This window comes from Faecalibacterium langellae (assembly GCF_002549775.1).
GTDB lineage: Bacteria > Bacillota > Clostridia > Oscillospirales > Ruminococcaceae > Faecalibacterium > Faecalibacterium langellae.
Genome location: NZ_NMTR01000021.1, coordinates 120,405 through 145,111, shown reverse-complemented (window position 1 = coordinate 145,111; position 24,707 = coordinate 120,405). Strand labels below are relative to the sequence as shown.

Sequence of the window (24,707 nt, the reverse complement as noted above, 5' to 3'; positions counted from 1 at the left end):
GGTCTTACTCTCCTAACTTTTTCTCGTCTTTGGGGCGGTCGTTCAGGTGGCGTTCGTGGATATCGGTGGAAAGCACCTCGTCCGGCTTCACGGCATATTCGCCGGTGAAGCAGGCAGTGCAGAATCCGCATTTTGCGTCCTTGGCCAGCTGCACCACATGTTCGGTGGACAGGTAGCCCAGCGTGTCGGCCCCGATGATCTCGTTGATCTGGTCTACGGTGCGGCCGGTGGCAACCAGAAGCTTCTGGTCCGGGATATCGGTGCCGAAGTAGCAGGGGTACTTGAACGGCGGGGCGGACACCATGAAGTGCACCTCGGCGGCACCGGCGTCCCGCAGCAGCTTGATGATGCGGGCAGAGGTGGTGCCGCGCACGATGGAGTCATCCACCAGCACCACACGCTTGCCCTTGACCGTGCTGGAAACAACGTTCAGCTTGATGCGCACGCTGTTCTCGCGCTGCTTCTGGCTGCCCTGAATGAAGGTGCGGCCGATGTACTTATTTTTGATAAAGCCGATGCCGTAGGGAATGCCGCTCTCCTGCGAGTAGCCGAGGGCTGCATCCAGACCGGAATCCGGCACGCCAATGACCACATCTGCTTCCACGGGGTGCTCCTGTGCAAGGAACCGGCCCGCCTGCTTGCGTGCTTCGTGCACCGAGCAGCCCTCAATGATGCTGTCCGGTCGGGAGAAGTAGATGAACTCGAACACGCACATCTGGGTGTCCGGGCGTCCGCAATGGTCTTTGATGCTGCGCAGCTCGCCGGTTTTTGCGTCTGCCACCACGATCTCGCCGGGCTCCACGTCCCGCAGCAGGGTAGCACCGGCAGCGTCCAGTGCACAGCTCTCGCTGGCAAACACATAGCCGCCGCCGGGCAGGGTGCCAATGCACAGGGGCCGGTAGCCGCGGGGGTCACGCACTGCAATGAGCTTGGTGGCCGACATGATCACCAGACTGTAGGCACCTTCCAGCACATCCATCGTCTTGCTGATGGCGGTCTCGATGCTGCCCATGCGCAGGCGGTTGCGGGTGATGAGGTAGCAGATGACCTCGGTATCAGAGGAGCCGTGGAAGATGGCCCCCTCGTTTTCCAGCTGACGGCGCAGCTCGATGGCGTTGGTCAGGTTGCCGTTGTGGCACAGGGCCATGGTGCCGCGGCCATGGCGGACGATCATGGGCTGTGCATTGGCCCGCACGCGGCTGCCAGCAGTGGCATAGCGCACATGGCCGGTCGCCATGTGCGCATTGGGGTTTGCCAGACTTGCCAGCACCGCCGGGGTGAACACCTCGTTCACAAGGCCGAGGTCGCGGTGGCCGTTGATCACGCCATCATCGTTGACGGCGATGCCGCAGCTCTCCTGGCCGCGGTGCTGCAGCGCATACAACGCCGAGTAGGCGGCAGCGGCCACGTCCTCGGTACCGGCGCGGTCATAAATGCCGAAAACGCCGCATTCTTCGTGCAGCGGATATGCAAAATCAGACATTGGTTCTCCTTTTACAGTTCAGCGATCTCGGCCTGCAGCTTTTCTTCCTTGGCGGCGATCTGTGCAGCCATGGCGGTGCGCTCGGCGGCCAGCTTTTCGGCAAGGGTGTCATCGCTGAGGGCCAGAATTTCCGCCGCCAGCCAGGCGGCGTTCTTCGCGCCGTTCAGCGCCACGGTCGCCACCGGGATGCCGCTGGGCATCTGGACCGTGGCAAGCAGGGCGTCCAGGCCGTCCATGGCACCGCCCTTCATGGGGATGCCGATCACCGGCAGGGTGGTGTTGGCGGCAAAGGCACCGGCCAGATGGGCTGCCATGCCCGCCGCGCACAGAATGACGCCGAAGCCGTTGGCGCGGGCGCTCTTGGCAAACTCCGCTGCCTCGGCAGGGGTGCGGTGGGCCGACAGGATGTGCGCCTCAAAGGGGATGTCCAGCGCCTTGAGCTGGGCGCATGCACCCTTCACCACGGGCCAGTCGCTATCGGAACCCATGATCACTGCCACTTTACGAATCATATCTCCAGACCTCTCTTTCTCAAACCCGACAAACAAAAAAGGCTGTGGTACACCTGCACCACGGCCTTTATTTCTGCATGATTTTTCCCGATGCTCCGCACAGAGCTGCACGATGCCCCTGACATGCATGGATAGCGCTTTGACCCATGAGACCCGGCAGCATCTTCTTCATAGAAGTTCTCCTCCGCAGTTCGTTGTGCTGGCATTTTTCAGGGGGGTGCAGCGGGGCATTTTGCGCCCCACCGTCCCCGTGCTACATACAGTTTACGGCAAAAGGACCGCTTTGCAAAGGGTGTTCGGGCAAATTCTCCCTTGTGTTCTCATGCCGCCAAAAAACTTTCGAAAGTTTTGTGCAGTTTCGACACCGTTTTTCTTTTTAAGTATGACTTATGGTTTGAGTATATTTTATGTAAAACCATTCGTGTGAACTTTTGCGGAATAGACGGACTTTTTAAAAGATAATCTTTGCCGTGGTCGCCCGGGCGGCGCGGATGAGGTCGGCCGGGGCACAGCACACCTGGGTACCGATGCGCCCGCCGGAGACATAGACCTTCTCCTGCGCGAGAACGCTCTCGTCGAACACGGTCTTGTACTGCTTTTTCATGCCCACGGGGCTGCAGCCGCCGCGCACATAGCCCGTCACCTTGTTGATATCGGCCACATGGATCATGGCCACGCTCTTTTCGCCCACGCTGCGGGCGGCAGCTTTCAGGTCCAGCTCCGCCGCCACCGGGATGACGAACACAAAGTAGTTCTTGCTGCTGCCCTGGGTCACCAGCGTTTTGTACACGCAGGCCGGGTCTTCGCCCATGCTGCCCGCCACGTCCACACCGGCCACGGCCACGCCCTCCTCGTGGGCGTACTCATGGGCGGTGTAGGGCACCTTTTCGCGTTCCAGAATGCGCATGGCGTTGGTTTTTGCTTCTTTTCCCATAATATCTCTGAATTCCCTTCTATCGGTTTAACGGCTCCCCCGCCCTCTCCGTCACGGCTTACGCCGTGCCACCTCCCCCAAAGGGGGAGGCAAGAGCTTCGCCTTCACGTCCTTGGCTCTCCCTTTGGGAGAACTGTCGAGCAACGCGAGACTGAGAGGGCGCAGCACCTTTTGTCTATTCTACCACTTTCTCCACAAAAATTCAAAATTTCCTCTTGACTTCAGTCTCCTGAAGTGATATGATAGCCTCACCGCTTCAGGAAACTGAAGTTTGACGAAACAAGCTGCGGCAAAGGAGCCGGTCTCCCTCGCCGTTTGGATTTTTTGAAAAGGCAAAGGAGACAAAACACTATGATCATCGTACTGAAACAGGACGCCCCCGAGGTACAGGTACGCGAGTTCTGCCACGAACTGCAGGATATGGGCCTGCAGATCAACGACTCCAAGGGCAGCGAGAGCCACATTCTGGGCCTGATCGGCGACACCAAGGCCGTGGCCGAGAGCTGGGTGCTGGCAAACCCGGTGGTGGAGGCCTGCCGCCGCGTGTCCGAACCTTATAAGAAGGCCAACCGCAAGTTCCACCCGGACGACAGCGTCATCGACGTGGACGGCGTGAAGATCGGCGGCGGCAACTTTGCCGTCATCGCGGGCCCCTGCAGCATCGAGAGCGAGGACCAGATCACCTACTGCGCCCAGCGTGTGAAGGCGGCCGGTGCTTCCCTGCTGCGCGGCGGCGCGTTCAAGCCCCGCACTTCTCCCTACTCTTTCCAGGGCATGCGCAGCGAGGGACTGGACCTGCTCAAGCTGGCCCGCCGCGCCACCGGTGCCCCCATCGTCACCGAGATCATGAACACCGAGCACCTGCCCCTGTTCGAGAATGTGGACCTCATTCAGGTGGGTGCCCGCAACATGCAGAACTTTGAGCTGCTCAAGGCCGTGGGCCGCCAGAAAAAGCCGGTGCTGCTCAAGCGCGGCCTGGCAAACACCCTGGAAGAATTCGTCATGAGCGCCGAGTACATCATGGCCGAGGGCAACGAGAACGTCATCCTCTGCGAGCGCGGCATCCGCACCTTCGAGACCAGCATGCGCAACACGCTGGACCTTGCCGGTGTGGTGATGCTGCACAAGATGACCCACCTGCCCGTGGTGGTGGACCCCAGCCACGCCTGCGGCCACGCATGGATGGTGCCGGAGCTGGCCAAGGCCGCCGTGGCCGCCGGTGCCGACGGTTTGATGATCGAGGTGCACAACAACCCCGCCAAGGCCAAGTGCGACGGTGCCCAGAGCCTGACGCCCGACCAGTTCGACGAGCTGATGCAGTTCATCGGCAAAGAGGTGGAGTTCTTCGGCAAGAAGCTGAACTGAGTTTTCCACAGTTCCACACGCAAAAGACCGCCTGCAGCGCGATGCCGCAGGCGGTCGTTTTTTTGGGTTTCAGCGTTGATCCATTTCACCGAGAGGGCCGTGAGATGATGCGCTGTGCTGTGCCGTCAGCCCACAAGGCCGCGGTCCCGCGCCATGTCCCACACAAAGCAGGTGCGCAGCTTGGTCACATAGCCATAGGGTTTGAAGCTGCCGTCGTCCCGTGCTTCCATCAGGCCCTGTTCTTCCATCCAGCTGGCGGCCTTGCGCAGGTAAATGTCGCTTTCGTCCACGTCGCTGTAGGTCTTCAGGGTCTGGGGTTCGGGCTGACCGGCCTTTTCCCAGATGAGGGTGGCCAGACCGGCGCGGTTGGAAGGCATGGGGATGCCCCGCATGTTCAGCACGCGGTAAATGCCGGTGGCGGTCTCGTAAAGGCCCCAGGCGGCAACGCCGGTCACGGCGGCTGCCTCAAAGAACTCGGTCACAGGGTCGTCGCCGCCGCCGGGGTTGACGGGGTCCGGCGTGTTGTTCTGGTACAGGGCGGCAACGGTCACATTGCAGCCGGGCATTTTAAAGGTGATGGTCTGGGGGTCGTCCTCAGCCGGGGTCCAGTCCAGTGCTTCGCCGTCGGCACGCACAACGCTCCATTCCAGGAACTCTGCCCCTGTCGGGATATCCGCCGTCACGGTCACCGTGGTGTTTTCGGGCACAACGTCGGTGGTGTCCAGCTGCTGGGCACCGGCACCGAGGTTTGCCGTCGCCTTTGCGTCCTGGGTGGAGACAGCATTGCCGTTCGCATCGGCGAGGTAGCGGTATTCCACGCCGTCCTCGCGCTTATAGCCGACGATATAACCCTCGTTGTTGCTCACAAGGTTCAGGTCCTTCTGGTAGCGGGTGTCGTCGTTTTCCTGGGTGATCCGGCGGCCTGCTTTGGCATCGTCCACCAAAATCTTTGCCTTGCCGGTGAAGGTCTTCTTGATGTTGATCTGCTGGCCCTTGCCCAGGTGGATATCGTTTTGGCTGCCCTCAAAGGTCACCTGCTGCAGGGTCACTTCGGAGCTGCCGAGGTCGCGCACATAGATGCCGTCTTTGATGCCTTTGATCGTGCCGCCGATGAGCTTGATATCGCCGTAATTGCCGGAAGCATCAATGACAACGCCGTCTGCTTTCGTGTTGGCGACCGTGCCGCTGGTCATGCGCAGACCGCCGCGATTGTAAATAGTGCTTTCCGCACCCGAAGTGAAGGTGCCGCCGTTGATTTCTACAAAGCCCCGGTTATTGATGCAGCTGGCACTCTCAGATTCAAATTCACCTTTCGTTGTAGTACCTTCATTGATTGTCAGGCTGGAAGCACTGAGAACAAAGCAGCTTTTACTGCCAGTGCTTTTAAAATTACCGCCGTTGACGATTGCAGTGCTGTTCGCAAGTTTGAGCACCGTTCCTGTCGAGTTTGCTGTAACATTGTTCAGCGTTATGGTTCCACCCGCTTCACCATAAAAAGCGGATCGGTCATTTGCCGTGGAGCTGTATGTATATTCGCCTCCGTTCACGGTTGCAACACCAGAACTACCAACGTAAATGGAGTAGCAGTCCGACTCCATCTTTGCATCATTTACAGTAAGTGTTCCTGCGTGCACCATGATTATATTGAGGCTTGTTGACTTATATTGGCCTCCTGTTATCGTTACCTGTGCCCCCGCGTCTCTTTCATACATGACATGCTTTCCGGAACAGTCAACATCATAGCCTTCATTGACGATGTTCACAACACCTGCATTTGTCACATTAAATAAGGGGTCGTCCAGAGTTTCGGCTACATTTCCTTTGATTGTAATATTCACAGGCTTCGTCGTGTCGGTCATATTGATTTCGATTCGGCCGTAATTTCCTCCCAGAAGTTCGTAATTACCGCCTTCTGCAATAGTATAAACCTTTGTCTCCGTAGGAATCGTCGTGACCGTCTCTGCAACCGTCTCCTCTGCCTGCGTGCTCACGCCGCTTTCCGGTGCGGTGTCCCCCTCCAGCGCGAACGCGCCCACCGGCAGGGTGGATGCCATCATGCACGCCGCAAGCGCTGCACTGATGAACCGCATACTCTTTTTACGCATAGTCCTCGCTCCTTTAATTTTTTGCTTTCTTCTTCGGGCCGTCCCCTCTCGAAAAAACGACGTCCCATCTTCATTTTACCCCCCCCCCCTATAGGTTTTTCAATGGTAAATCGCACGTTTTTCTGTAAAAGTTTTTTCCGTTTTTTTAGCAGTTTGCAACACAACGCGCAAAATGCCCCCTTGCCGCATTTTCTTTTTCCCGCGTTTGTGGTATACTATAGTGTATTTCGTGTATTTGCACCCACTCTGAAAGGAGTTTTTTACCGATGAAAGCACATATCGCACGCAACCAGAACGCCGGTGTGCCGCTGGCGCTGGGCTGGAACCTTTCCCCCGCCGACCGCGGCAAGCTGGAGGGCATGGCTCCTGCTTTTGGCATGAAGCTGCTGCTCGTCTCCCCTGCCGATGCAGGCAGGACCGTGGCCCAGCTGCTGGGCGAAGTGGAGACCAAAACCGCCCGCACCCTGGTGCTGGAGCCGGGCGCTTACCCCCCGGCGCTGGTGCTGGCCAACTTCAAGGACAAGGACGTGGACACCCTGCTGGACCTGATGAAGCAGGCCCAGGTGAACATCCCCCTCAAGGCCGTGGTGACGCCTGCGAACCGCAGCTGGGTCTTCGGCGACCTGCTGGCCCACCTGCAGGAGGAGCACGCCGCCTTTACCGCCGCAAAGGAGAGCAAGCCCTTATGAAACTGACCTGTGCCAAACGCCTGCTGGCCGCCGTGCTGGCCGGGGCGCTGTGCCTGAGCCTGCTGGCGGGCTGCAGCGCCAAAAAGCCCACCCAGGAGCGCTACACCGCCGTCTTCTACGACGTGTTCGACACCATCACCACCGTCATTGCCTACTGCGACAGCGAGGACGAATTCAACGCCCAGATGGACGCTCTGCACGCCGACCTGGTTGCCTACAACCAGCTCTACGACATCTACAACGACTACGACGGCGTCACCAACGTGAAGACCATCAACGACAACGCGGGCAAGGCCCCCGTGGAGGTGGACGACCGCATCCTGTCCATGCTGGAGCTGGCCGACCGGATGTACCAGACCACGAACGGCAAGTTGAACATCGCCATGGGCAGCGTGCTGCGCATCTGGCACACTTACCGCGAGGCCGCCGAGGCCAACGAGAACGAGGCCGACAACAAGCTGCCCACCACCGAGGAGCTGGAAGCCGCCGCCCAGCACTGCGACATCAACGACCTTGTCATTGACGAAGACGCCAAGACGGTCTACCTGGCCGACCCGGAAATGTCGCTGGACGTGGGCAGCGTGGGCAAGGGCTACGCCACCGAGATGGCCTGCCAGGCCGCCGAAGCCCGGGGCCTGACCAGCGCGCTGGTGAGCGTGGGCGGCAACATCCGCGCCATTGGCACCAAGCCCGACGGCACCCAGTGGACCGGCGGCGTGGAGGACCCCTGGAACGCTTCGGACTACTACACCTCCGACACCATGCTCACCAGCCCCATCAACATCAGCGATATGGCGCTGGTGACCAGCGGCGACTACCAGCGGTATTATGTGGTGGACGGCAAGCGCTACCACCACCTCATCGACCCGGACACCCTGTTCCCGGCCGCTTACTTCAACAGCGTCACGGTGCTGTGCAGCGATTCCGGCCTTGCCGACTGCCTGACCACCGGCCTGTTCTGTATGCCGCTGGAGGAAGGCCAGAAGATCGTGGAAAGCCTGGACGGCGTGGAGGCCCTCTGGTGCACCAGCGACCAGCAGGTGGTCACTTCCTCCGGGTGGGATGAATATTTGAAAAAGTAAGCAAAAAGGCAAAAAGAAAAGCATCTGCAGTGTTCGCTGCAGATGCTTTTTTTCGTGTGCACGTGCTCTGCGCCCTCTCCGTCTGCTCCCGTTGGTCGCAGCCACCTCTCCCAAAGGGAGAGGCAAGAAACGCTCCCTCCACGGTCTTGGCTCCCCCTTTGGGGGAGCTGTCACCGAAGGTGACTGAGAGGGCGTAGTGGGCGTAGAGGTCCCTCACAGCCTCGTCGGCGGGACGCTTTCGCCGGGCTGGCCTGCGGGCTGGTTTGCCGCGCCCGCCGCCTGCTGGCGCAGGGCCGAGCGGGTGACCTCGGCCCAGGAATACTGGGTCATATACTCGCCCCGGTAGGTGTTGGCGGACGAGCGGTCGCCCCGCAGGTAGTTGTAGTAATCGCAGTCCACCTTGCCGGTGTCGATGGCCAGCATGCTGCGGCCGCGCACCAGCAGGCCGGTGACGCCCGCGCCCTCCAGCGTGTGGTTGAGATCAAAGATCAGGTTGCGCAGGTGGCTGTGCAGCGAGGCGGTGTCGGGCCGGTCCTCCCACAAAACGGCCAGCATCTCGCCGTTGGTGCAGGCAGCACCGTTGCGGTCCACCAGATAGGCCAGCAGCTCCTTGCTCTTGCTGCGCTTGAAGGCCAGCGGGCGGCCGCCCACAAAGATCTCAAAGTTGCCGAAGCACTGAATTTTGATGCCTGCGGGGGCTTCGGCGGGCGGGTAGCGCAGATTTGCCAGCACGGCGCGCACATCGGCCTCGCCGGCCGGTTTGAGCAGAAAGCCGCTCACGAACATCTGCAGTGCTTCCAGCGCATACTCCGGGTGCGCGGTGGCCACGATCAGGTTGCAGCGGGGCTGCAGTTTTTGCAGCGTGCGTGCCACGGCAAGGCCCCCCATGCCCGGCATTTCCAGGTCCAGGAAGGCCGCGTCCAGCGGGCCACGGCGCGCCAGGCGCAGGGCGTCGGCGGCGGTCGGGGCGCAGAGGTATTCGCTGCCGGGTGCGGCGCGGCACAAGGTGCGTGCCAGAGAGCCGGCGGCCTGCTGCCCATCCTCCACAACAAGTATCTTCATCTCGATCCCCTCCGCATCACAGCCCGCTGCCCGGGCAGATCCACCCGTTTACTCTTTGTCAGTTTACCATGCAGGTCGGTAATTGGCAAGCACCCTGCAGCAAAAAGCCCCGGCAGCTCAGAGGGTGTCCAAGCTGCCGGGGTGTGTTTCCCGTTTATTTGATGTCCAGCTCCGGCGGCACATCGAGCTGGTCGGAGACGTATTTGCCGTTCTTCTTGCGCTGGCGCACGCACTCGGTGAGCAGATATTCGATCTGCCCGTTCACCGAGCGGAAGTCATCCTCTGCCCAGGCGGCAAGGGCATCGTAGAGCTTCGCGTTCAGGCGCAGGGGCACCTGCTTTTTGGGTTCTGCCATCAGTACAGGCTGCCGCTGTTCACAACGGGCTGGGCATCACGGTTGCCGCACAGCACCACCAGCAGGTTGGAGACCATCGCCGCCTTGCGCTCGTCGTCCAGCTCCACCACCTTGTTCTCGTTCAGGCGGTCCAGAGCCATTTCCACCATGCCCACGGCACCGTCCACGATCATCTTGCGGGCGTCGATGATGGCGCTGGCCTGCTGGCGCTGCAGCATCACGGCTGCGATCTCGGGCGCATAGGCCAGGTAGGTGATGCGAGCTTCTACTACCTCGATACCGGCCTGCTCCACGTTCTTCTGGATCTCATCCCGGATGCGGGCGGCCACCACCTCGGAGGAGCCGCGCAGGCTGCCCTCGTCGGCCACGCCGTCGCCGGTGGTGTCCACATTGGGGGCCACATCATAGGGGTAGACGCGCACCACATTGCGCAGGGCGCTGTCGCACTGCAGGGAGAGGTACTCTTTATAGTTGTCCACGTTGAACACGGCCTTGGCGGTGTCGGTGACCCGCCAGATGACCGCGATGCCGATCTCCACCGGGTTGCCCAGGCAGTCGTTGATCTTCTGGCGGGAGTTGTTCAGGGTCATCATCTTGAGGGAAATTTTCTTGCTGGTCAGCTCCGTCGTCTGGATACTGCTGCCGTTGCCGGCCTTGAGCAGGGCGGCCATGCCGCCCTCGCCGCTGTTCACATCGCCGCTCTGGCTCAGCTTGGTGCCCGCAGCAGGGTTGACTGCGGTGCAGAAGGGGTTCACCCAGTAAAAGCCCTCGCCCTTCAGGGTGCCGATGTAATCGCCGAACAGGGTGAGCACCAGCGCTTCCTGGGGCTTGAGCACCCGCAGGCCGCAGAACAGGAAAATGCCTGCAATGCAGTAGGCGATGGCCAAAATCAGCAGCAGGACGCCCGGAAACAGGCTGTCGTCCAGCAGCACGATGCTGTACACGAACAGTGCCACGGCGGCCGCATAGCCCAGCAGCGTGAGCAGCAGCACAGCCATGCCGTTCTTGCGGGTCTGCAGAATCTTTTCTTCCATAACAAGTCCCTCCTTCTCAGGGTGCGGAAGTGTTTCTTTGTGATATCAAAATCATATCACTTTGCAGGAAGATTGTCAAGGGGGAACCCTCTCAGTCATCTCACTTCGTTCGATGCCAGCTCCCCCGAAGGGGGAGCCTTTGGCGATCCATACAGACTGCATCGTTAAGCCAAGGCCTCTCCCCTCGGGAGAGGTGGCTTTGCGGAGCAAAGACGGAGAGGGTTCAAACAAACAAAACAAAAAAAACCCGTTTCCCCAGAAAAACTCCGGGAAATCGGGTGTTTTGTCATCTTGCTGCTCAGCGGCGGTACTTTGCCGAAGTCTGTAGGCGCTGCATGGCACGGCTGAGAGCGATCTTGCTCTGGTAATACTCGTGCATGCTCTGCTTGTGCTGCAGGCGCTCCTCGGCACGGATGCGGGCTGCCTCGGCGCGGTTCTTGTCGATGTCCTCCGGGCGCTCGGCGCTGTCCACCAGCACCATCACGTAAGCCGGGGTCACCTCGGCGATGCCGTCACCCACCAGGATGTCGCGGCTCTCGCCGTCCACCACAAAGTGCAGCATGCCCATGTGCAGGGCCACCAGCACCGGGCTGTGGCCGGCCTGCACGCCGTACACACCGTCGCCGGTGGGCAGGGTGAGGTCCTCGCAATAGCCCTGGTAGAACTCGCCGCTGGATGCCGTGATGTTCAGGATGAACTTGTTCATCAGACGGCACCGCCCTTTTCAGCGGCCTTCTGGCGGGCATCTTCCAGCGTACCCACGTTGAAGAAGGCCCACTCCGGCAGGTCGTCGGCCTCGCCGTCCACGATGGCGGCAAAGCTGCGCACGGTATCCTTCAGCGGCACATACTTGCCCTGCAGGCCGGTGAAGTTCTCGGCCACCGCAAAGGGCTGGGAGAGGAACTTCTGCAGCTTGCGGGCGCGGACGACGGTGAGCTTGTCGTTGTCGTCCAGCTCGTCCATGCCCAGAATGGCGATGATGTCCTGCAGCTCCTGATAGCGTTGCAGAATGGACTGCACCTTGCGGGCCACGCGGTAGTGCTCCTCACCCACGATGTCTGCTTCCAGAATGCGGGAGGTGGAGGCCAGCGGGTCCACAGCGGGGTAAATGCCCTGCTCCACGATCTTACGGGACAGCACGGTGGTGGCGTCCAGATGGGCGAAGGTGGTGGCGGGGGCCGGGTCGGTCAGGTCGTCAGCGGGGACGTAGACAGCCTGCACCGAGGTGATGGAGCCTTCCTTGGTGGAGGTGATGCGCTCCTGCAGAGCGCCCAGCTCGTTGGCCAGGGTAGGCTGGTAGCCCACGGCGGAAGGCATGCGGCCCATCAGAGCGGATACCTCAGAACCTGCCTGCACGAAACGGAAGATGTTATCAATGAACAGCAGCACGTCCTTGTGGGTCTCCTCACGGAAGTACTCTGCCATGGTCAGGCCGGTCTCGGCCACGCGCATACGGGCTCCGGGGGGCTCGTTCATCTGGCCGAAGACCAGCGCGGTCTTGTCCAGCACGCCGGAAGCGTTCATCTCGCCCCACAGGTCGCAGCCCTCGCGGGAGCGCTCGCCGACGCCGGTGAAGATGGAATAGCCGCCGTGCTCGGTGGCCACGTTGTGGATCAGTTCCTGGATCAGCACGGTCTTGCCGACGCCTGCGCCGCCGAACAGACCGATCTTGCCGCCCTTTGCATAGGGAGCCAGCAGGTCGATGACCTTGATGCCGGTCTCCAGAATTTCCGTTGCAGGCTTCTGCTCTGCAAAGCTGGGTGCCTTGCGGTGGATGGGCCAGTGCGGCACGTCATCCACGGGGCCCTTGCCGTCGATGGGGCGGCCCAGCGGGTCGAACATGCGGCCCAGCGTACCCTCGCCCACCGGCGCGGTCAGGCCGTGGCCGGTGGCCTGTACGGCCATGCCCTTTCCAAGACCCTCGCTGGCGGAAAGCATGATGCAGCGCACCGTCGTCTCGTTGACGTGCTGCGTCACTTCCATCGTGCGCTCGGTGCCCTCAGCGGTCACGGTGAGCGCCTCCTGCAGGGCAGGCAGCTTGCCTGCGGTGAACTGCACGTCCACCACAGGGCCCGCTACGCGAATAATAGTTCCCTGTATCATACGATTGCCTCTATAATCATGTGTAAATACGTTTTAATCTGCCCGGTTCTGCACTGCAGCCGCGCCGCCGATGATCTCGGTGATCTCCTGCGTAATCGAGCCCTGACGGGTGCGGTTGTATTCCAGCTGCAGCTCCCGGATCATCTCATTGGCGCTCTTGGTGGCGGAGTCCATGGCAGTCATGCGGGCACTGTGCTCAGCGCAGTAGCTCTCGGTCATGGCACCAAAGATCATGCCGTGCATGTAGATGGGTGCCGTCTGCTGGAACACGGTCCAGGCGTCTGGGAACAGCTCCACCTCGCCCTTGGGGTCGCCCAGGCCTTTCGGCGCAGGCTGCAGATGTTCGCGGTCCAGCGGCAGCAGCCGCACCATGGTGGGTTCGCTGGTCAGCGCGTTCTCGATCTTGGTGTAGATGAGGTAGATCTCATCCAGCTTGCCGGACTCGAAGTCGTCGATAGCGTCCACCGTGATGTCGCGGGCACGCTGCAGCGTGGGAGCCGTTGCGCCGTAGTGGAACTCCTCCACCAGGCGCGGGTCCCTGTGGTACAGGGCGCGGTAGCCCGTCTGGCCGATCACATAGAACCGGGCATTCGGGTCATCCCCGGCCTGCGCCTTCAGGAACTTGATGATATTCTGGTTGTAAGCGCCCGCCATGCCCTTATCGGCCGTCAACACGATGTAGGCCCGCTTGGGGTTCGCTGCATTGCGCTGGTGGAAGTAAGGGTGCACCGGTTCTTCCGGCAGGTGGGGCACCACACGGGAGATGGTGTCCCGCATACGGTTGAAGTAGGGCTGCACGTTCTGATAGTTCTTGCGCGCCTTGCGCAGCTTGGACGAGGAGATCAGATACATGGCGTTCGTGATCTTCATGGTGTCCTGGATGCTCTCAATGCGCTCTTTCAGCAGCTTACTGGACGGCATGGCTGTCGCCTCCCGCATAAGCTTTCCAGGCGTTCAGGATGGCATCGACCATTTCAGGTTCCAGCTTGCCGGTGGCGGTGATCTTATCCATCGTGCCGGACACATCCGCACGGAACTGACGCACAAATGCGGAAGTTTTGCTGCGCAGCTCCGCGGTGGGCAGGCTGTCCAGCATACCATGGGAAGCCAGCACCAGGGTGACCACCTGCTCGGCGTCGGACTTGGGCTGGTACAGCGGCTGCTTGAGCATCTCCATCAGGGCCTTGCCGTGGTCCAGCTGGCGGCGGGTCTCGGCGTCCAGATCGGAGCTGAACTGGGCAAAGGATTCCATATCCTTGTACTGTGCCAGCTCAATACGCAGGTTGGCGTTGGCCTTCTTCATGGCCTTGGTCTGGGCTGCGCCGCCCACACGGGACACCGACAGTCCCACATTGACGGCGGGGCGGTTGCCTGCGTTGAACAGGGCGCTCTCCAGGAAGATCTGGCCATCGGTGATGGAAATGACGTTGGTGGGGATGTAAGCGGAGACATCGCCTGCCTGGGTCTCAACGATGGGCAGGGCGGTGATGGAACCGCCGCCCAGGTCGTCGCGCATCCGGCAGGAGCGCTCCAGCAGACGGGAGTGCAGATAGAAGACGTCGCCGGGGTAAGCCTCACGGCCCGGAGAACGGCGCAGCAGCAGCGAGATGGCACGGTAGGCCACGGCGTGCTTGGACAGATCGTCGTAAACGATCAGCACGCTCTTGCCCTGTGCCATAAAATACTCGGCCAGTGCGGTGCCGGCGTAAGGTGCGATGTACTGCAGCGGAGCGCTGTCGGAAGCGGTAGCCGCCACGATGGTGGTGTAGCTCATGGCACCGTGCTTCTGCAGATCACCTGCCACGCGGGCGATGGAAGAAGCCTTCTGTCCGATGGCCACATAGATGCACAGCACACCGGTGTCCTTCTGGTTCAGGATGGCGTCGGTGGCAATGGAGGTCTTGCCGGTCTGGCGGTCGCCGATGATCAGCTCACGCTGGCCGCGGCCGATGGGGAACATGGAGTCGATGGCCAGGATGCCGGTGTGCAGCGGGGTATCCACGCTCTGGCGCTCCAGAATGCCGGGGGCCTGCTTCTCGATGGGGTTGTAGCCCACAGACTCAATGGGGCCCTTGCCGTCGATGGGCTCGCCCAGCGGGCTGATGACGCGGCCCAGGAAGCCGTCGCCCACCGGGATGCCCGCGCGCTTGCCGCTGCGGGTGACCAGAGTGCCCACGCCGACCTTTTCAATGTCGTCGAACAGCATGACGCCCAGACGATCGGGCTCCACGCTCTCCACCATGCCCTTTGCGCCGGTGTCGAAGGTGACGATCTCGCCGTAAACGGCTTTGTCCATGCCCTTGACTTCCACGACGCCGTCGGCAGCGGAGACGACCGTGCCGCCCTCGCTGGCCTCGGCAGCGGGCTTGTAGTCCTCTGCGCGGGTCTGCATGGTGGCAAGGTCCGGGGTGCCTGCGGTGATGGTCTCCAACATGTGTTTTGCGGAGTTGTCGATCACCTTGTCGCCCACCTGCAGCACATAACCGGAGAGCAGCTCCGGCTCCACGCTGACGGTGAGCTCTACATCCGTGCCGTACTGCTTTTTCAGCTGGGCACGGATGCGCTCCAGCGCCTGCTCAGAAGGGGTGCGGGCGCTGTGCAGATAAGCCTTCAACGTTTCAGCTGCGCTTGCCATCGCCGTCCCCCGCTTTCTGCAGCAGGTCCGCCAGCAAACGCTCGTCGTCCTGCTGCGTCAGGTTGCGTTCCAGCACCTTGGCGCACACGGTACGGGTCAGGTCGGCGATCTGTGCATCGGCCTGACGCAGCTTGCTGGCGCGCTCCGCCTCGGCAGCTGCCTTGCCGTCTGCGATGATGGCATCGGCCTGGCGCTGGGCGTCGGCCAGCAGCTGCTCTTTCTGCTTTTCTGCCTGCTTCTCGCTGGACTGGCGGAGCTGTGCAGCTTCGATGTCCACGTTGTGCAGTTTATCTTCGGCTGCGCTCAGTGCAGCCTGTGCCTTGTTCTGTGCTTCCTGCGCATCGGCCATGCTTGCATCCACCATCTGCTGGCGCTTGTCCAGCACGTCCTGCACAGGTTTGAACAGGAACTTGCGCAGCAGCGCGTACATGATGAGGACGTTGACCACCGTATACAGCAGGTTGATATCCAACTTCAGCATTCGTTCACGCCTCCATTATCAGCCCAGGAACAGGATGATCAGCAGTGCAACGACGAAGCCGAAAATTGCAGTACCTTCTGCCAGAGCAGCGCCCAGCAGCAGGTTGGTCTGGATCTTGCTGGCAGCTTCGGGCTGGCGGGAGATGGCCTCCGTAGCCTTGCCAGTTGCAATACCAATGCCGATACCGCCGCCAATGCCGGTCAGCGCTGCAATGCCAGCGCCCAGAGCAATCAAACCGTTCATAATAAAATCTCCTTTATTCAATCATTTTCAAGGCTTCCCTCTCGGGGGAAGCTGTCGCGTGAGCCTTTTATTCCTCTCCGCCGATGCTCTCTTTCATGAACAGCGAGGTAAGGAACACGAAAACGTAGGTCTGGATCAGGCCATCGAACAGGTCAAAATACAGGCTGAACACCGCCGGGACGAACACGGGCACCACCAGCTTGATCAGCTCCATGATGACGAATGCGCCCAGCACGTTGCCGAACAGTCGCATGCACAGGCTGGTGGGGCGAATGGCGATCTCGAGGATGTTCATGGGGGTCATGACCGGGGTGGGGGCAGCCAGGCTCTTGAGGAAGCCGACGCCGCCGCGGGCACGGATGCCGGAATACTCGATGAGGACGATGCTCATCAAAGCCAGCGCTGCGGTCACGTCCAGGTCCTTCGTGGGGGGCTTGACGCCGAACACGCCGATCAGGTTCGAGCAGGCGATGTAAATGGCCACGGTCATCAGGTAAGGCACATAACATGCACCCTCCTTGCCCAGCAGGCCTTCAAAGAAATTTTTGCCCGCCGTGTAGGCCAGCTCCAGCACAGCCTGACGCTTGCTGATGTGGTCCACCTTCAGGTTGCGGGTGAGCAGGATGGAACCCAGCACCACCAGCACCATGATCACCCAGCTGATGACCACGGATTCCGGGATCTGCAGCGGGCCGACCTTGACGTACTCGACGGTCAGTTCTTCCATCAACGCTTGAGTCAACTTGTTCATTTATTTCTCCTCCTTCCTGAAGAATCAATTTCCGGGGATTTGGGTCGTCCGCGCCGCTTGAACGGCACGGCCTTCTTATCGCTGGAAGAAAAGGCGCTTCTTCGTGAAAAAAGCAAGGAAGGCGCTGGTTTTGAACCGCTTGGCGCCCTCCTTTGCTCTGGTCACTTCGTCTTTTTTCGTTCGATATCATAGTACGAATGTCAAAAATTCGCAAGTCCCTTTGTGCACATTCTACATTTTAGGTGATTCTACTGCATTGATATATTAAAAAAGTTGTGCATCTTGTCCAACAAAGTGTCCTTTGCATGTACTTTTTCCACAAATTTCTTAGCCAGTTCTTAGGTTTCGATGGTTATTTCAGGACATTCCGGAAAATATTTCCATCAAAAATGCCCTATTGTACATGCTTTATATGCCAGATATATAAAAATCGTATAGGTGTCTTGTCCGGTATTGCGCCCTCTCCTATACATATTTATTATAACTGCATATCTAAAATCTATCAGTCCGCCTGTTTTGCGCTGCGGCGGAACACCAGCCGGAAGATGGCACGGGCAAGCGGGCCGCAGTACAGCATCTGCCAGCACAGTGCCATAGGCATATTGCAGCCCCAGGTATGCACCCAAGTGCCAAAGCCGGGTTCTTTAAACAGCACCGTTGCGATCAGACTCATCACTGGGCACATGATGCACACGATCATCAGAGAGATGGCATAGGTGATGAACTGCGGACGATCTGTGGGCCGCATGAACATAAACGCCAATCGGGTGGCCAGTTTCTCCACCACGAAAAATTCCAGCACGCAGGCAACGGGCACCATAATGGGCATTTCATGCAAAGCCATCACAAAGGTGGCATTGGTGACGCCATTGGTGTTCAGCGCCACATTGTAAACGATCATGCCATACACCATAATGGCAGCCATGACAATGGTAAAGAAGATACGTTCCGGTAAAGTTTTAGGCATTTTGATTGTGTCTCCGTTTCTTTTATGTGTAAATTTTTGCCGCAAAAAAGCCGCCCCGCGAAACTTTCATCTCGCGGGGCGGCGGCGACTACCATTCATTGGCGCTATTTTAGCACAAACGAAGCCATCACATAATACCCAGCGGACACTTTCTCCCGTTTTGCGTAAAATCCTCCACAAACGGCCCGGAACTTCTGGGCAACTTTGCTGTGGTTCCCCAGCACCCCTCCCTGCTGGGAACAAAGTTTCTCTCCAAAGGTTCCGATCGTCCGGACAGGCCGGCAGAAAGCAGCATTTTGCACGTTCCATCTGCTGTTTTTCAAGAACTGCACAATTTTATATTTCTATCCTTGTGCACTCTGCGAATAGACAAATCGTTCAGGAATATGTATAATAAAGCCAGAAACCAGAGAAGTACAGCAGAAGCTCAAGAGAGAGCTAATCCCGCTGACTTGAAGCAGAAAGGAGCGAGACCGATGGTCGATATGGAACCCGCACAGCAGGGACAGGCTGTCGGGGTTCGCTGAGAAGCAAAACAGAGGCTCACCACAAACGGGATGTTTCCCCCGTATAAAAACACAACAAAACATGAGCCGGTCTTGAGCATCAAAAACGCGAAACACGACAACCTGTCGTTAAACAAAATACCCCAAGGCAATTCAAATAGATCCGCCGGAGATGGTTCTTATGAAAGTACCTGCAATACGGAGAAGCTTATTTGAATAGCTGAAAAGGAGTTCTACCAATGTACTGAGTAAGATGCCCCTTAGCAAATCTAACTCGAAAGAATGTGGTAATATGAAATTCATTTTCCGAATCTCGGTGCCGCACTCCATCAGTTAAGAGAAGGGTCAATCCAATGTACTAGAGTAATCAGTCCCCTTGAAATCGTTTCTCAGTTTCCAGTAGTTTCCAAGGAGAGTCACCCTATGAAACGCTTACTCCGAAAATGAGAAAACCCAGGGAGAGAGGCTTATGACTCCGAAGAAGTAAGGATCCAGCCGGACGATGGCTTGCAACCGCATCGTCCGGCTGGTTTTATTTTGTGCTGTTTTCACCAACAGTCAACGTCCGATTTGTGCAAATTTTACGCTGCGCGGTTGAATACCGTCCTTTGTTTTTGCACTTTTCTGTGGTATACTGTGGAAAAAGATGGGAGGTGCATTCCATGGAGTCGTTCTTGTCGTTTTCCACCCTGTTTAACCTTGTGCTGACCGTTATTTGGTTTGTCTCCGGCATTCGGGATTTTCAAGGCAAAGACCCGCTCATCAATCTGCCGTTCAACCAGTATAACCGTGACCCGGAATACCGCGCCATGTGGCAGAAAAAGAACGGCGTGTTTTACATGCTCAACGGCATCGCCTTTCTGATCTTAACGTTCACACCTGTTACATCGCTGCTCTACCGTATCATCTTCGGCGTCGCCATCGGAGGCGATCTTCTTTATCTCGTCGCTTACGAAAGCTGGAACCATAGCGCGGACTGACCGCCGGAAAGGAGTGTCTATGAGTAATTGGCTAAGCCTTCTCTGCGGTGTGCTGTTTGTGTATCGCGGTATCCAAGACCTGCGCAATGGCGGCGGCACCGGCTGGAGCAGTGAGGATGAAAAGAAGCATTTCAGCAAATTTTCCGGCATTGCGCTGCTGCTGTGCGGGGCCGTTTATCTTGTAAATGTATTTCTGCCCCGGGTCGAACCGCTGCACACCATTTTAATGGTCACCGCGCTGCTGGTCTGCATCGGCTTTTTGATCTCCAATCTGTGCTATCATGGCACACGGAATGATGGCAAAAAGTGAGGTGCCGCCATGGACACGATTCTTCTCATTCTGCTGTTGTTTGTTTGCATCGGGTTCGGGCTGTTCTCGTTTTTTCTGCCGGAAGAAGCCATCTCTTTGCAGACCCGCTGGCGGTACGACCGGGCCGAACCTTCTGAAAAATACATTCGCTACACCCAGATCGAGGGCATTTTTATGGCCGTCGCCGGTGCGGTGTTTCTGGTCGTGCTCCTGTTCTTTCCACCATCTTAACGTTTTCCTCTTGCGTTCGTTTTCTCACCCTGCTACAATGAGAAAAAACGCAGGAGGATTTTTTGTTATGGTCAAGCATGTCATTCTCTGGCAGCTGAAAGATGAGCTGTCCGACGCCGAGAAAGCCGCTGTGAAAGCGGGCATCAAGGAAGGGCTGGAAGGCCTTGCAGGCAAAATTCCCGGCCTTGTGGAAGTGCACGTCAACATCAATGGCCTGCCTTCTTCCACCGCCGACCTGATGCTGGACACCACCTTTGAGAGCGCTGAAGCCCTCAAGGGCTACTCCACCCACCCCGCCCATGTAGCCGTGGCCGACGGCAAGGTACGGCCCTACACCAAGGCACGGTTCTGTCTGGATTACGAGGTTTCATATTGACAAACCCACCGTTTTTGCGTATTATAGGCATAACAATGTAAATTGGCTGCGATGAGGAGAGTACGCACCGTCTGCGCCTGACAGAAAGCCCGAAGGATGGAACCGGGCAGGCTGCGCGGAGCGGAACATGGCCTCGGAGCTGCGCGGGCGAACAATGAGCCTGCGACGGGTGCGCCCGTTACCGCGCTGCGCCGGGAGGCTTCCCGGCAAAAGGCTGTGCCTGCAAGGGCACGGCGAAGCAAGGTGGTACCACGAAAGTTTCAGCTCTCGTCCTTGTCCGGCATCTGTCCGGCAGGGCGGGAGTTTTTTCGTTGCAGCGCCAAATCAGGAAAGGAAGATTTTATCCCATGAGTGAGCACAAGACATTCTACATCACTACCCCCATCTATTACCCCAGCGATAAGCTGCACATCGGCCACAGCTACACCACCGTCGCCTGCGACGCACTGGCCCGCTTCAAGCGGATGCAGGGCTACGACGTCATGTTCCTGACCGGCACCGATGAGCACGGCCAGAAAATTCAGGACAAGGCTGCCGATGCCGGTGTGACCCCCAAGGAGTATGTGGACAAGATCGTAGCCACCGTTAAGGACCTGTGGAAGCTGCTGGACGTGAGCTATGACCGCTTCATCCGCACCACCGACGACTACCACATGGAAAGCTGCCAGAAGATTTTCACCAAGCTGTACGAGCAGGGCGACATTTATAAGGGCGAGTACATCGGCCACTACTGCAAGCCCTGCGAGAGCTTCTGGACCGACAGCCAGCTGGTGGACGGCAAGTGCCCCGACTGCGGCCGTGAGGTCTACGATGCCCACGAGGAAGCCTACTTCTTCAAGACCAGCAAGTATGCCGACCGCCTGCTGAAGCTCTACGAGGAGAACCCCCAGTTCATCCAGCCCGAGAGCCGCAAGAACGAGATGATCGCCTTCATTAAGCAGGGCCTGCAGGACACCTGCGTGTCCCGTACCTCGGTCAAGTGGGGCATCCCGGTGCCCTTCGACCCCAAGCACACCATGTATGTGTGGGTGGACGCCCTGAGCAACTATATCTCCGCGCTGGGCTACGGCAACGAAAAATATCACGACTACGACAAGTTCTGGCCCGCCGACCTGCACATGGTGGGCAAGGAAATTCTGCGTTTCCACACCATCCTGTGGCCTGCCATGCTGATGGCTCTGGACCTGCCCCTGCCCAAGCGCGTGTTCGGCCACGGCTGGCTGCTGATGAACGGCGGCAAGATGTCCAAGTCCGTGGGCAACGTGGTGGACCCCGTGATCCTGTGCGACCGCTACGGCGTGGATGCCATCCGCTACTTCCTGCTGCGTGAGATCCCCTTCGGCAACGATGGCATGTTCACCAACGAAGCCCTGATCACCCGCATCAACAGCGATTTGGCGAACGATTTGGGCAACCTGCTCAGCCGCACCGTCGCCATGTGCGAGAAGTACTTCGGCGGCACCGTGCACAATGTGGCCGGTACCGAAGCCATCGACACCGAGCTGGAGACCATGGTCAACGAGCTGACCGCCAAGGTCACGGCCGACATGGACAGCCTGACCATCCCGCAGGCCCTGATGGAGATCTTCGCGGTCATCCAGCGCGCCAACAAGTACATCGATGAGACCGCTCCCTGGGCGCTGGCCAAGGACGAGGCCAACAAGGCCCGTCTGGAGAGCGTTCTGTACCACCTGTGCGAGGCACTGCGCGTGTGCGGCATCCTGCTGAACGCCTACCTGCCCACCACCGCCCCCAAGATGATGGAACAGCTGGGTCTGGACGCATCTGCTCTGGACCTGACCAAGACCACCTACGGCGCACAGGAGACCTACACCGTCCACAAGGGCGATGCTCTGTTCCCCCGTATCGACGTGGCCAAGGAGATCGCCCACCTGAAGGAAGAAGACGAGAAGCGCAAGGCTGCTGCCGAAGCCGCCAACAAGGCCAAGGCGGAAGCCGAAAAGAAGGCTGCCGCCCCTGCTGCTGAGGAGAGCGGCGTGGACTTCACCCACGAAGCCGAGATCGACTTTGACACCTTCTGCAAGGTGGAGCTGCGCGTGGCCGAGGTGCGCGCCTGCGAGAACCTGAAGGAGAGCAAGAAGCTGCTGCACCTGACCGTGTTCGACGGCGAGCGCGAGCGCTGCATCCTGTCCGGCATTGCCAAGTGGTTCAAGCCGGAAGACCTGATCGGCAAGAAGATCGGCATCGTGTGCAACCTGGCACCCCGCCCGATGATGAAGGGCAAATATGTCAGCGAGGGCATGATCTTTGCTGCTGATACCGCCGACGGCGGCTGCTCCATTGCTTTCTACGGCGATGATGTCCCCGTGGGCAGCCGCATCCACTGAGCCGCCATGCAGGAAAACAAGACGCTTTCCAGAGCGGAAAAACTGGATCGTATCTTCGGCACACCGGTGTGTGCCGTGCTGCTGGCTATTTTCTGCAATGTGCTGTGGGGCTCGGCCTTTCCCTTCATCAAGCTGGGCTACCGGCTGTTCTCCATCGGCACCGGCGACACCGCCTCCATCTTCTGCTTTGCGGGGGTGCGGTTCACACTGGGCAGCTTTCTGGTGCTGCTGGGCAGTGTGCTGCTGCAAAGCCGGATGCCCCGCCTGCCCCGGGGCAAGGTGGCGGCAGAGTGCTGCGCGCTGGGTCTGTGGCAGACCACCGCACAGTATGCCTTCTACTACATCGCCGTGGCGATGCTCACCGGTGCCTTTGGGGGCATCCTGAACAGCACCCAGAGCTTTCTGGGGGTCATCTTTGCCCACTTCCTTTATGGCAATGCGGACCGCATGACCCCTGCCAAAACGCTGGGCTGCGTCGTGGGCTTTGCGGGCGTACTCATCGGCACGCTGGGCAACCACGGCAGCGGCAGCGGCTGGGGCGTATTCTGCATGATGGCGGCAACCGTCATCTTCACCCTGTCCGGCCCGTGGAACAAGTCGGTCACCAAAAAGGCCGACAGCTTCGGCGTCTGCTTCATCAACCTCTTTGTGGGCGGCGTGGCGCTGTTCCTCATTGGCACTGCCATGGGCGGTCGGCTGCAGGTGCAGAGCGCGCTGGCGGTGGTGGTCATGCTGTATCTGGCCTTCATCTGCGGCGCAGGCTATGTGCTGTGGGCCCTGCTGATGAAGAACAACCCGGTCAGCCGCATTGCCATCTTTGGCTTCGTGAACCCGGTGGTCAACGTACTGCTGAGCGCCGTGCTCAACGGCGAACCCCTGTTCCGCTGGCAGTATCTGGCGGCGCTGGTGTTCGTGTGTGTGGGCATCTGGCTGGTGAACAAGGCCCCCGCCAAAAAGGAGGGCAAATGACCGGCCCCATTTTTGACACCCACGCCCATTACAGTGCCCGCGCCTTTGACACCGACCGATTTGCCCTGCTGGACAGTCTGCCCGGCAAGGGCGTGGTAGGCGTGTGCGAGCAGGCCACCCACTCCGGGGACGCGCCCTGGGTGCTGGGGCTGGCGCACCGCTACCCGTGGGTGGTGGCAGCTGTTGGCATCCACCCGGAAAGCCTGCTGCCCGCCGCCGACTGCGGCGAGGAAGGCCCGGCTCCTACGGTCTCGGTGTACGGCGGGGACTGGGCCGCAGAGATGCGCGCTCTGGCCCCGTATTACGAGGACCCCAAGGTGGTAGCTGTGGGTGAGTGCGGGCTGGACTACCACTGGCCTGTGCCCAAGGATGCCCAGCTGGCCATGTTTGAGGCACACATCCGGCTGGCGCTGGAACTGGACAAGCCCATCATCGTGCACGACCGCAACGCCCACGCCGACGTTTACGCCCTGCTGAAAAAATACCATCCCAAGGGCATCGTCCACTGCTATTCCGGCAGTGCCGACGACGCTGTGTGGCTGGCAAAGCAGGGGCTGTATATTGGCTTCGGTGGTGCCTGCACCTTCAAAGGTGCAAAGCGGGCAGCCAAGGCCATCAGCGCCCTGCCGCTGGAACGCATCGTGCTGGAGACCGACTGCCCCTACATGGCCCCGGAGCCGGTGCGCGGCACCCGCTGCGACAGTTCCCTCATCCGCTATGTGGGCGAGTACATCGCGCAGGTGAAGGGCGTCCCCGCCGAGGATGTGTTCCGTGTAACCACGGAAAATGCCCGTCGGGTGTACGGACTGTAAAATTTTTTCGCAAGTTGCACAGGTTCAGGCCCGTGCTTCTGTATAAATGAACAAGTAAAATCCAAACTGTTATAAGGAGATTTCTACCATGAAAGCACGTATCCCCAAACACCGCGAGTTCATCATCAACTTCCCCGACAGCATCGACAACGCCAAGGCCAACGAGGGCTGGGCAAAGCTGCAGCAGATCGTGGAGGACTACAAGAAGGCTCACAACGGCGCTTCTGTCTATGCTCCCACCTTCATCGAGGACTGCGAGCCCGAAGTGAAGAAGCTGCAGGAGGAGTACGGCTTCGAGTACACGGTCGAGTACGTTCAGTAATTTCTTGCATTGAAAATCCCCTCTGTGCATCTGCACAGAGGGGATTTTTGTT

Annotated in this window: 26 protein-coding genes; 11 read left to right on the top strand and 15 right to left on the bottom strand. The window is 59.3% G+C overall.

Features of this window, described 5'->3' with window-relative positions:
* Positions 1-4: 4 nt before the first annotated feature.
* From purF to ybaK, 3 genes are all read right to left on the bottom strand, one after another.
* A complete protein-coding gene (gene purF / locus CGS49_RS09265; protein WP_097801560.1) occupies positions 5-1,483 on the bottom strand; it encodes an amidophosphoribosyltransferase in 1,479 nt (492 codons plus the stop codon).
* A gap of 11 nt (positions 1,484-1,494) precedes the next feature.
* Positions 1,495-1,995 (bottom strand): 5-(carboxyamino)imidazole ribonucleotide mutase, encoded by a 501-nt coding sequence (purE, locus tag CGS49_RS09260; RefSeq protein ID WP_097801559.1) that lies wholly within the window; start codon positions 1,993-1,995, stop codon positions 1,495-1,497.
* Positions 1,996-2,446: 451 nt separating this feature from the next.
* The gene (gene ybaK, locus CGS49_RS09255) at positions 2,447-2,929 is read right to left on the bottom strand and encodes a Cys-tRNA(Pro) deacylase (protein ID WP_097801558.1); all 483 of its coding nucleotides are present in this window, start codon (positions 2,927-2,929) and stop codon (positions 2,447-2,449) included.
* 351 nt (positions 2,930-3,280) lie between these two features.
* On the opposite strand from ybaK, the gene aroF reads away from it, so the two are divergent.
* The gene (gene aroF / locus CGS49_RS09250) at positions 3,281-4,294 is read left to right on the top strand and encodes a 3-deoxy-7-phosphoheptulonate synthase (protein WP_097801557.1); all 1,014 of its coding nucleotides are present in this window, start codon (positions 3,281-3,283) and stop codon (positions 4,292-4,294) included.
* 125 nt (positions 4,295-4,419) lie between these two features.
* Here aroF and CGS49_RS09245 read toward each other — a convergent pair whose 3' ends face one another.
* A complete protein-coding gene (locus CGS49_RS09245; protein WP_143405844.1) occupies positions 4,420-6,399 on the bottom strand; it encodes an S-layer homology domain-containing protein in 1,980 nt (659 codons plus the stop codon).
* A gap of 266 nt (positions 6,400-6,665) precedes the next feature.
* Here CGS49_RS09245 and CGS49_RS09240 point away from each other — a divergent pair, with 266 nt between their 5' ends.
* Together CGS49_RS09240 and CGS49_RS09235 are read left to right on the top strand one after the other, a co-directional pair.
* Positions 6,666-7,088: a DUF3783 domain-containing protein gene (locus CGS49_RS09240; RefSeq protein WP_097801555.1), complete on the top strand. Its 423-nt coding sequence runs from the start codon at positions 6,666-6,668 to the stop codon at positions 7,086-7,088.
* A complete protein-coding gene (locus CGS49_RS09235) occupies positions 7,085-8,170 on the top strand; it encodes an FAD:protein FMN transferase (protein ID WP_097801554.1) in 1,086 nt (361 codons plus the stop codon). Before CGS49_RS09240 ends, CGS49_RS09235 begins: the two co-directional genes overlap by 4 nt.
* Before the next feature lie 213 nt (positions 8,171-8,383).
* Here CGS49_RS09235 and CGS49_RS09230 read toward each other — a convergent pair whose 3' ends face one another.
* From CGS49_RS09230 to CGS49_RS09180, 11 genes are all read right to left on the bottom strand, one after another.
* The gene (locus tag CGS49_RS09230; protein ID WP_097801553.1) at positions 8,384-9,232 is read right to left on the bottom strand and encodes a response regulator; all 849 of its coding nucleotides are present in this window, start codon (positions 9,230-9,232) and stop codon (positions 8,384-8,386) included.
* A 154-nt stretch (positions 9,233-9,386) separates the two neighbouring features.
* Positions 9,387-9,587: a type II toxin-antitoxin system antitoxin gene (locus CGS49_RS09225; protein ID WP_097778339.1), complete on the bottom strand. Its 201-nt coding sequence runs from the start codon at positions 9,585-9,587 to the stop codon at positions 9,387-9,389.
* The gene (locus CGS49_RS09220) at positions 9,587-10,621 is read right to left on the bottom strand and encodes an SPFH domain-containing protein (protein ID WP_097801552.1); all 1,035 of its coding nucleotides are present in this window, start codon (positions 10,619-10,621) and stop codon (positions 9,587-9,589) included. The genes CGS49_RS09225 and CGS49_RS09220 overlap by 1 nt, the downstream gene beginning before the upstream one ends.
* A gap of 298 nt (positions 10,622-10,919) precedes the next feature.
* A complete protein-coding gene (gene atpC / locus CGS49_RS09215; protein WP_097801551.1) occupies positions 10,920-11,327 on the bottom strand; it encodes an ATP synthase F1 subunit epsilon in 408 nt (135 codons plus the stop codon).
* Positions 11,327-12,724 carry a F0F1 ATP synthase subunit beta gene (atpD, locus tag CGS49_RS09210; RefSeq protein ID WP_097801550.1) on the bottom strand — a complete coding sequence of 466 codons (1,398 nt, stop codon included), beginning with the start codon at positions 12,722-12,724 and terminating at the stop codon, positions 11,327-11,329. Before atpD ends, atpC begins: the two co-directional genes overlap by 1 nt.
* 33 nt (positions 12,725-12,757) lie before the next feature.
* Positions 12,758-13,645: an ATP synthase F1 subunit gamma gene (gene atpG / locus CGS49_RS09205; RefSeq protein WP_097801549.1), complete on the bottom strand. Its 888-nt coding sequence runs from the start codon at positions 13,643-13,645 to the stop codon at positions 12,758-12,760.
* The gene (gene atpA / locus CGS49_RS09200; RefSeq protein WP_097801548.1) at positions 13,632-15,359 is read right to left on the bottom strand and encodes a F0F1 ATP synthase subunit alpha; all 1,728 of its coding nucleotides are present in this window, start codon (positions 15,357-15,359) and stop codon (positions 13,632-13,634) included. The genes atpG and atpA overlap by 14 nt, the downstream gene beginning before the upstream one ends.
* Positions 15,343-15,840: a F0F1 ATP synthase subunit B gene (locus CGS49_RS09195; RefSeq protein ID WP_097801547.1), complete on the bottom strand. Its 498-nt coding sequence runs from the start codon at positions 15,838-15,840 to the stop codon at positions 15,343-15,345. The genes atpA and CGS49_RS09195 overlap by 17 nt, the downstream gene beginning before the upstream one ends.
* 18 nt (positions 15,841-15,858) lie before the next feature.
* Positions 15,859-16,083, bottom strand: a complete 225-nt coding sequence (gene atpE / locus CGS49_RS09190) for an ATP synthase F0 subunit C (RefSeq protein ID WP_097801546.1) — start codon at positions 16,081-16,083, stop codon at positions 15,859-15,861.
* A gap of 67 nt (positions 16,084-16,150) precedes the next feature.
* Positions 16,151-16,834, bottom strand: coding sequence for a F0F1 ATP synthase subunit A (locus CGS49_RS09185; protein ID WP_097801545.1), 684 nt, complete (start codon positions 16,832-16,834; stop codon positions 16,151-16,153).
* A gap of 502 nt (positions 16,835-17,336) precedes the next feature.
* Positions 17,337-17,801, bottom strand: a complete 465-nt coding sequence (locus CGS49_RS09180) for a DUF2798 domain-containing protein (protein ID WP_097801544.1) — start codon at positions 17,799-17,801, stop codon at positions 17,337-17,339.
* A 1,168-nt stretch (positions 17,802-18,969) separates the two neighbouring features.
* On the opposite strand from CGS49_RS09180, the gene CGS49_RS09175 reads away from it, so the two are divergent.
* The 8 genes from CGS49_RS09175 (at position 18,970) to CGS49_RS09140 (ending at position 24,655) form a co-directional block, all read left to right on the top strand.
* The gene (locus CGS49_RS09175; RefSeq protein WP_097801543.1) at positions 18,970-19,287 is read left to right on the top strand and encodes a hypothetical protein; all 318 of its coding nucleotides are present in this window, start codon (positions 18,970-18,972) and stop codon (positions 19,285-19,287) included.
* Positions 19,288-19,306: 19 nt separating this feature from the next.
* Positions 19,307-19,597, top strand: coding sequence for an SdpI family protein (locus CGS49_RS09170; protein ID WP_097801542.1), 291 nt, complete (start codon positions 19,307-19,309; stop codon positions 19,595-19,597).
* Positions 19,598-19,606: 9 nt separating this feature from the next.
* Positions 19,607-19,828: a DUF6199 family natural product biosynthesis protein gene (locus tag CGS49_RS09165; RefSeq protein ID WP_097801541.1), complete on the top strand. Its 222-nt coding sequence runs from the start codon at positions 19,607-19,609 to the stop codon at positions 19,826-19,828.
* Positions 19,829-19,895: 67 nt separating this feature from the next.
* Positions 19,896-20,204 (top strand): Dabb family protein, encoded by a 309-nt coding sequence (locus CGS49_RS09160; RefSeq protein ID WP_097801540.1) that lies wholly within the window; start codon positions 19,896-19,898, stop codon positions 20,202-20,204.
* A 347-nt stretch (positions 20,205-20,551) separates the two neighbouring features.
* On the top strand, positions 20,552-22,552 hold the full coding sequence (metG, locus tag CGS49_RS09155; RefSeq protein ID WP_097801539.1) for a methionine--tRNA ligase: 2,001 nt from the start codon (positions 20,552-20,554) through the stop codon (positions 22,550-22,552).
* A gap of 6 nt (positions 22,553-22,558) precedes the next feature.
* On the top strand, positions 22,559-23,521 hold the full coding sequence (locus CGS49_RS09150; RefSeq protein WP_097801538.1) for a DMT family transporter: 963 nt from the start codon (positions 22,559-22,561) through the stop codon (positions 23,519-23,521).
* Positions 23,518-24,333: a TatD family hydrolase gene (locus tag CGS49_RS09145; protein ID WP_097801537.1), complete on the top strand. Its 816-nt coding sequence runs from the start codon at positions 23,518-23,520 to the stop codon at positions 24,331-24,333. Before CGS49_RS09150 ends, CGS49_RS09145 begins: the two co-directional genes overlap by 4 nt.
* A gap of 88 nt (positions 24,334-24,421) precedes the next feature.
* On the top strand, positions 24,422-24,655 hold the full coding sequence (locus CGS49_RS09140) for a methylenetetrahydrofolate dehydrogenase (protein WP_097801536.1): 234 nt from the start codon (positions 24,422-24,424) through the stop codon (positions 24,653-24,655).
* Positions 24,656-24,707 lie beyond the last annotated feature (52 nt).

Excerpts from the sequence above, each read along its gene's own strand:
- purF (WP_097801560.1), bottom strand. The coding sequence starts at position 1,483 with ATGTCTGATTTTGCATATCCGCTGCACGAAGAATGCGGCGTTTTCGGC.
- purE (WP_097801559.1), bottom strand. The coding sequence starts at position 1,995 with ATGATTCGTAAAGTGGCAGTGATCATGGGTTCCGATAGCGACTGGCCC.
- ybaK (WP_097801558.1), bottom strand. The coding sequence starts at position 2,929 with ATGGGAAAAGAAGCAAAAACCAACGCCATGCGCATTCTGGAACGCGAA.
- aroF (WP_097801557.1), top strand. The coding sequence starts at position 3,281 with ATGATCATCGTACTGAAACAGGACGCCCCCGAGGTACAGGTACGCGAG.
- CGS49_RS09245 (WP_143405844.1), bottom strand. The coding sequence starts at position 6,399 with ATGCGTAAAAAGAGTATGCGGTTCATCAGTGCAGCGCTTGCGGCGTGC.
- CGS49_RS09240 (WP_097801555.1), top strand. The coding sequence starts at position 6,666 with ATGAAAGCACATATCGCACGCAACCAGAACGCCGGTGTGCCGCTGGCG.
- CGS49_RS09235 (WP_097801554.1), top strand. The coding sequence starts at position 7,085 with ATGAAACTGACCTGTGCCAAACGCCTGCTGGCCGCCGTGCTGGCCGGG.
- CGS49_RS09230 (WP_097801553.1), bottom strand. The coding sequence starts at position 9,232 with ATGAAGATACTTGTTGTGGAGGATGGGCAGCAGGCCGCCGGCTCTCTG.
- CGS49_RS09225 (WP_097778339.1), bottom strand. The coding sequence starts at position 9,587 with ATGGCAGAACCCAAAAAGCAGGTGCCCCTGCGCCTGAACGCGAAGCTC.
- CGS49_RS09220 (WP_097801552.1), bottom strand. The coding sequence starts at position 10,621 with ATGGAAGAAAAGATTCTGCAGACCCGCAAGAACGGCATGGCTGTGCTG.
- atpC (WP_097801551.1), bottom strand. The coding sequence starts at position 11,327 with ATGAACAAGTTCATCCTGAACATCACGGCATCCAGCGGCGAGTTCTAC.
- atpD (WP_097801550.1), bottom strand. The coding sequence starts at position 12,724 with ATGATACAGGGAACTATTATTCGCGTAGCGGGCCCTGTGGTGGACGTG.
- atpG (WP_097801549.1), bottom strand. The coding sequence starts at position 13,645 with ATGCCGTCCAGTAAGCTGCTGAAAGAGCGCATTGAGAGCATCCAGGAC.
- atpA (WP_097801548.1), bottom strand. The coding sequence starts at position 15,359 with ATGGCAAGCGCAGCTGAAACGTTGAAGGCTTATCTGCACAGCGCCCGC.
- CGS49_RS09195 (WP_097801547.1), bottom strand. The coding sequence starts at position 15,840 with ATGCTGAAGTTGGATATCAACCTGCTGTATACGGTGGTCAACGTCCTC.
- atpE (WP_097801546.1), bottom strand. The coding sequence starts at position 16,083 with ATGAACGGTTTGATTGCTCTGGGCGCTGGCATTGCAGCGCTGACCGGC.
- CGS49_RS09185 (WP_097801545.1), bottom strand. The coding sequence starts at position 16,834 with ATGAACAAGTTGACTCAAGCGTTGATGGAAGAACTGACCGTCGAGTAC.
- CGS49_RS09180 (WP_097801544.1), bottom strand. The coding sequence starts at position 17,801 with ATGCCTAAAACTTTACCGGAACGTATCTTCTTTACCATTGTCATGGCT.
- CGS49_RS09175 (WP_097801543.1), top strand. The coding sequence starts at position 18,970 with ATGGAGTCGTTCTTGTCGTTTTCCACCCTGTTTAACCTTGTGCTGACC.
- CGS49_RS09170 (WP_097801542.1), top strand. The coding sequence starts at position 19,307 with ATGAGTAATTGGCTAAGCCTTCTCTGCGGTGTGCTGTTTGTGTATCGC.
- CGS49_RS09165 (WP_097801541.1), top strand. The coding sequence starts at position 19,607 with ATGGACACGATTCTTCTCATTCTGCTGTTGTTTGTTTGCATCGGGTTC.
- CGS49_RS09160 (WP_097801540.1), top strand. The coding sequence starts at position 19,896 with ATGGTCAAGCATGTCATTCTCTGGCAGCTGAAAGATGAGCTGTCCGAC.
- metG (WP_097801539.1), top strand. The coding sequence starts at position 20,552 with ATGAGTGAGCACAAGACATTCTACATCACTACCCCCATCTATTACCCC.
- CGS49_RS09150 (WP_097801538.1), top strand. The coding sequence starts at position 22,559 with ATGCAGGAAAACAAGACGCTTTCCAGAGCGGAAAAACTGGATCGTATC.
- CGS49_RS09145 (WP_097801537.1), top strand. The coding sequence starts at position 23,518 with ATGACCGGCCCCATTTTTGACACCCACGCCCATTACAGTGCCCGCGCC.
- CGS49_RS09140 (WP_097801536.1), top strand. The coding sequence starts at position 24,422 with ATGAAAGCACGTATCCCCAAACACCGCGAGTTCATCATCAACTTCCCC.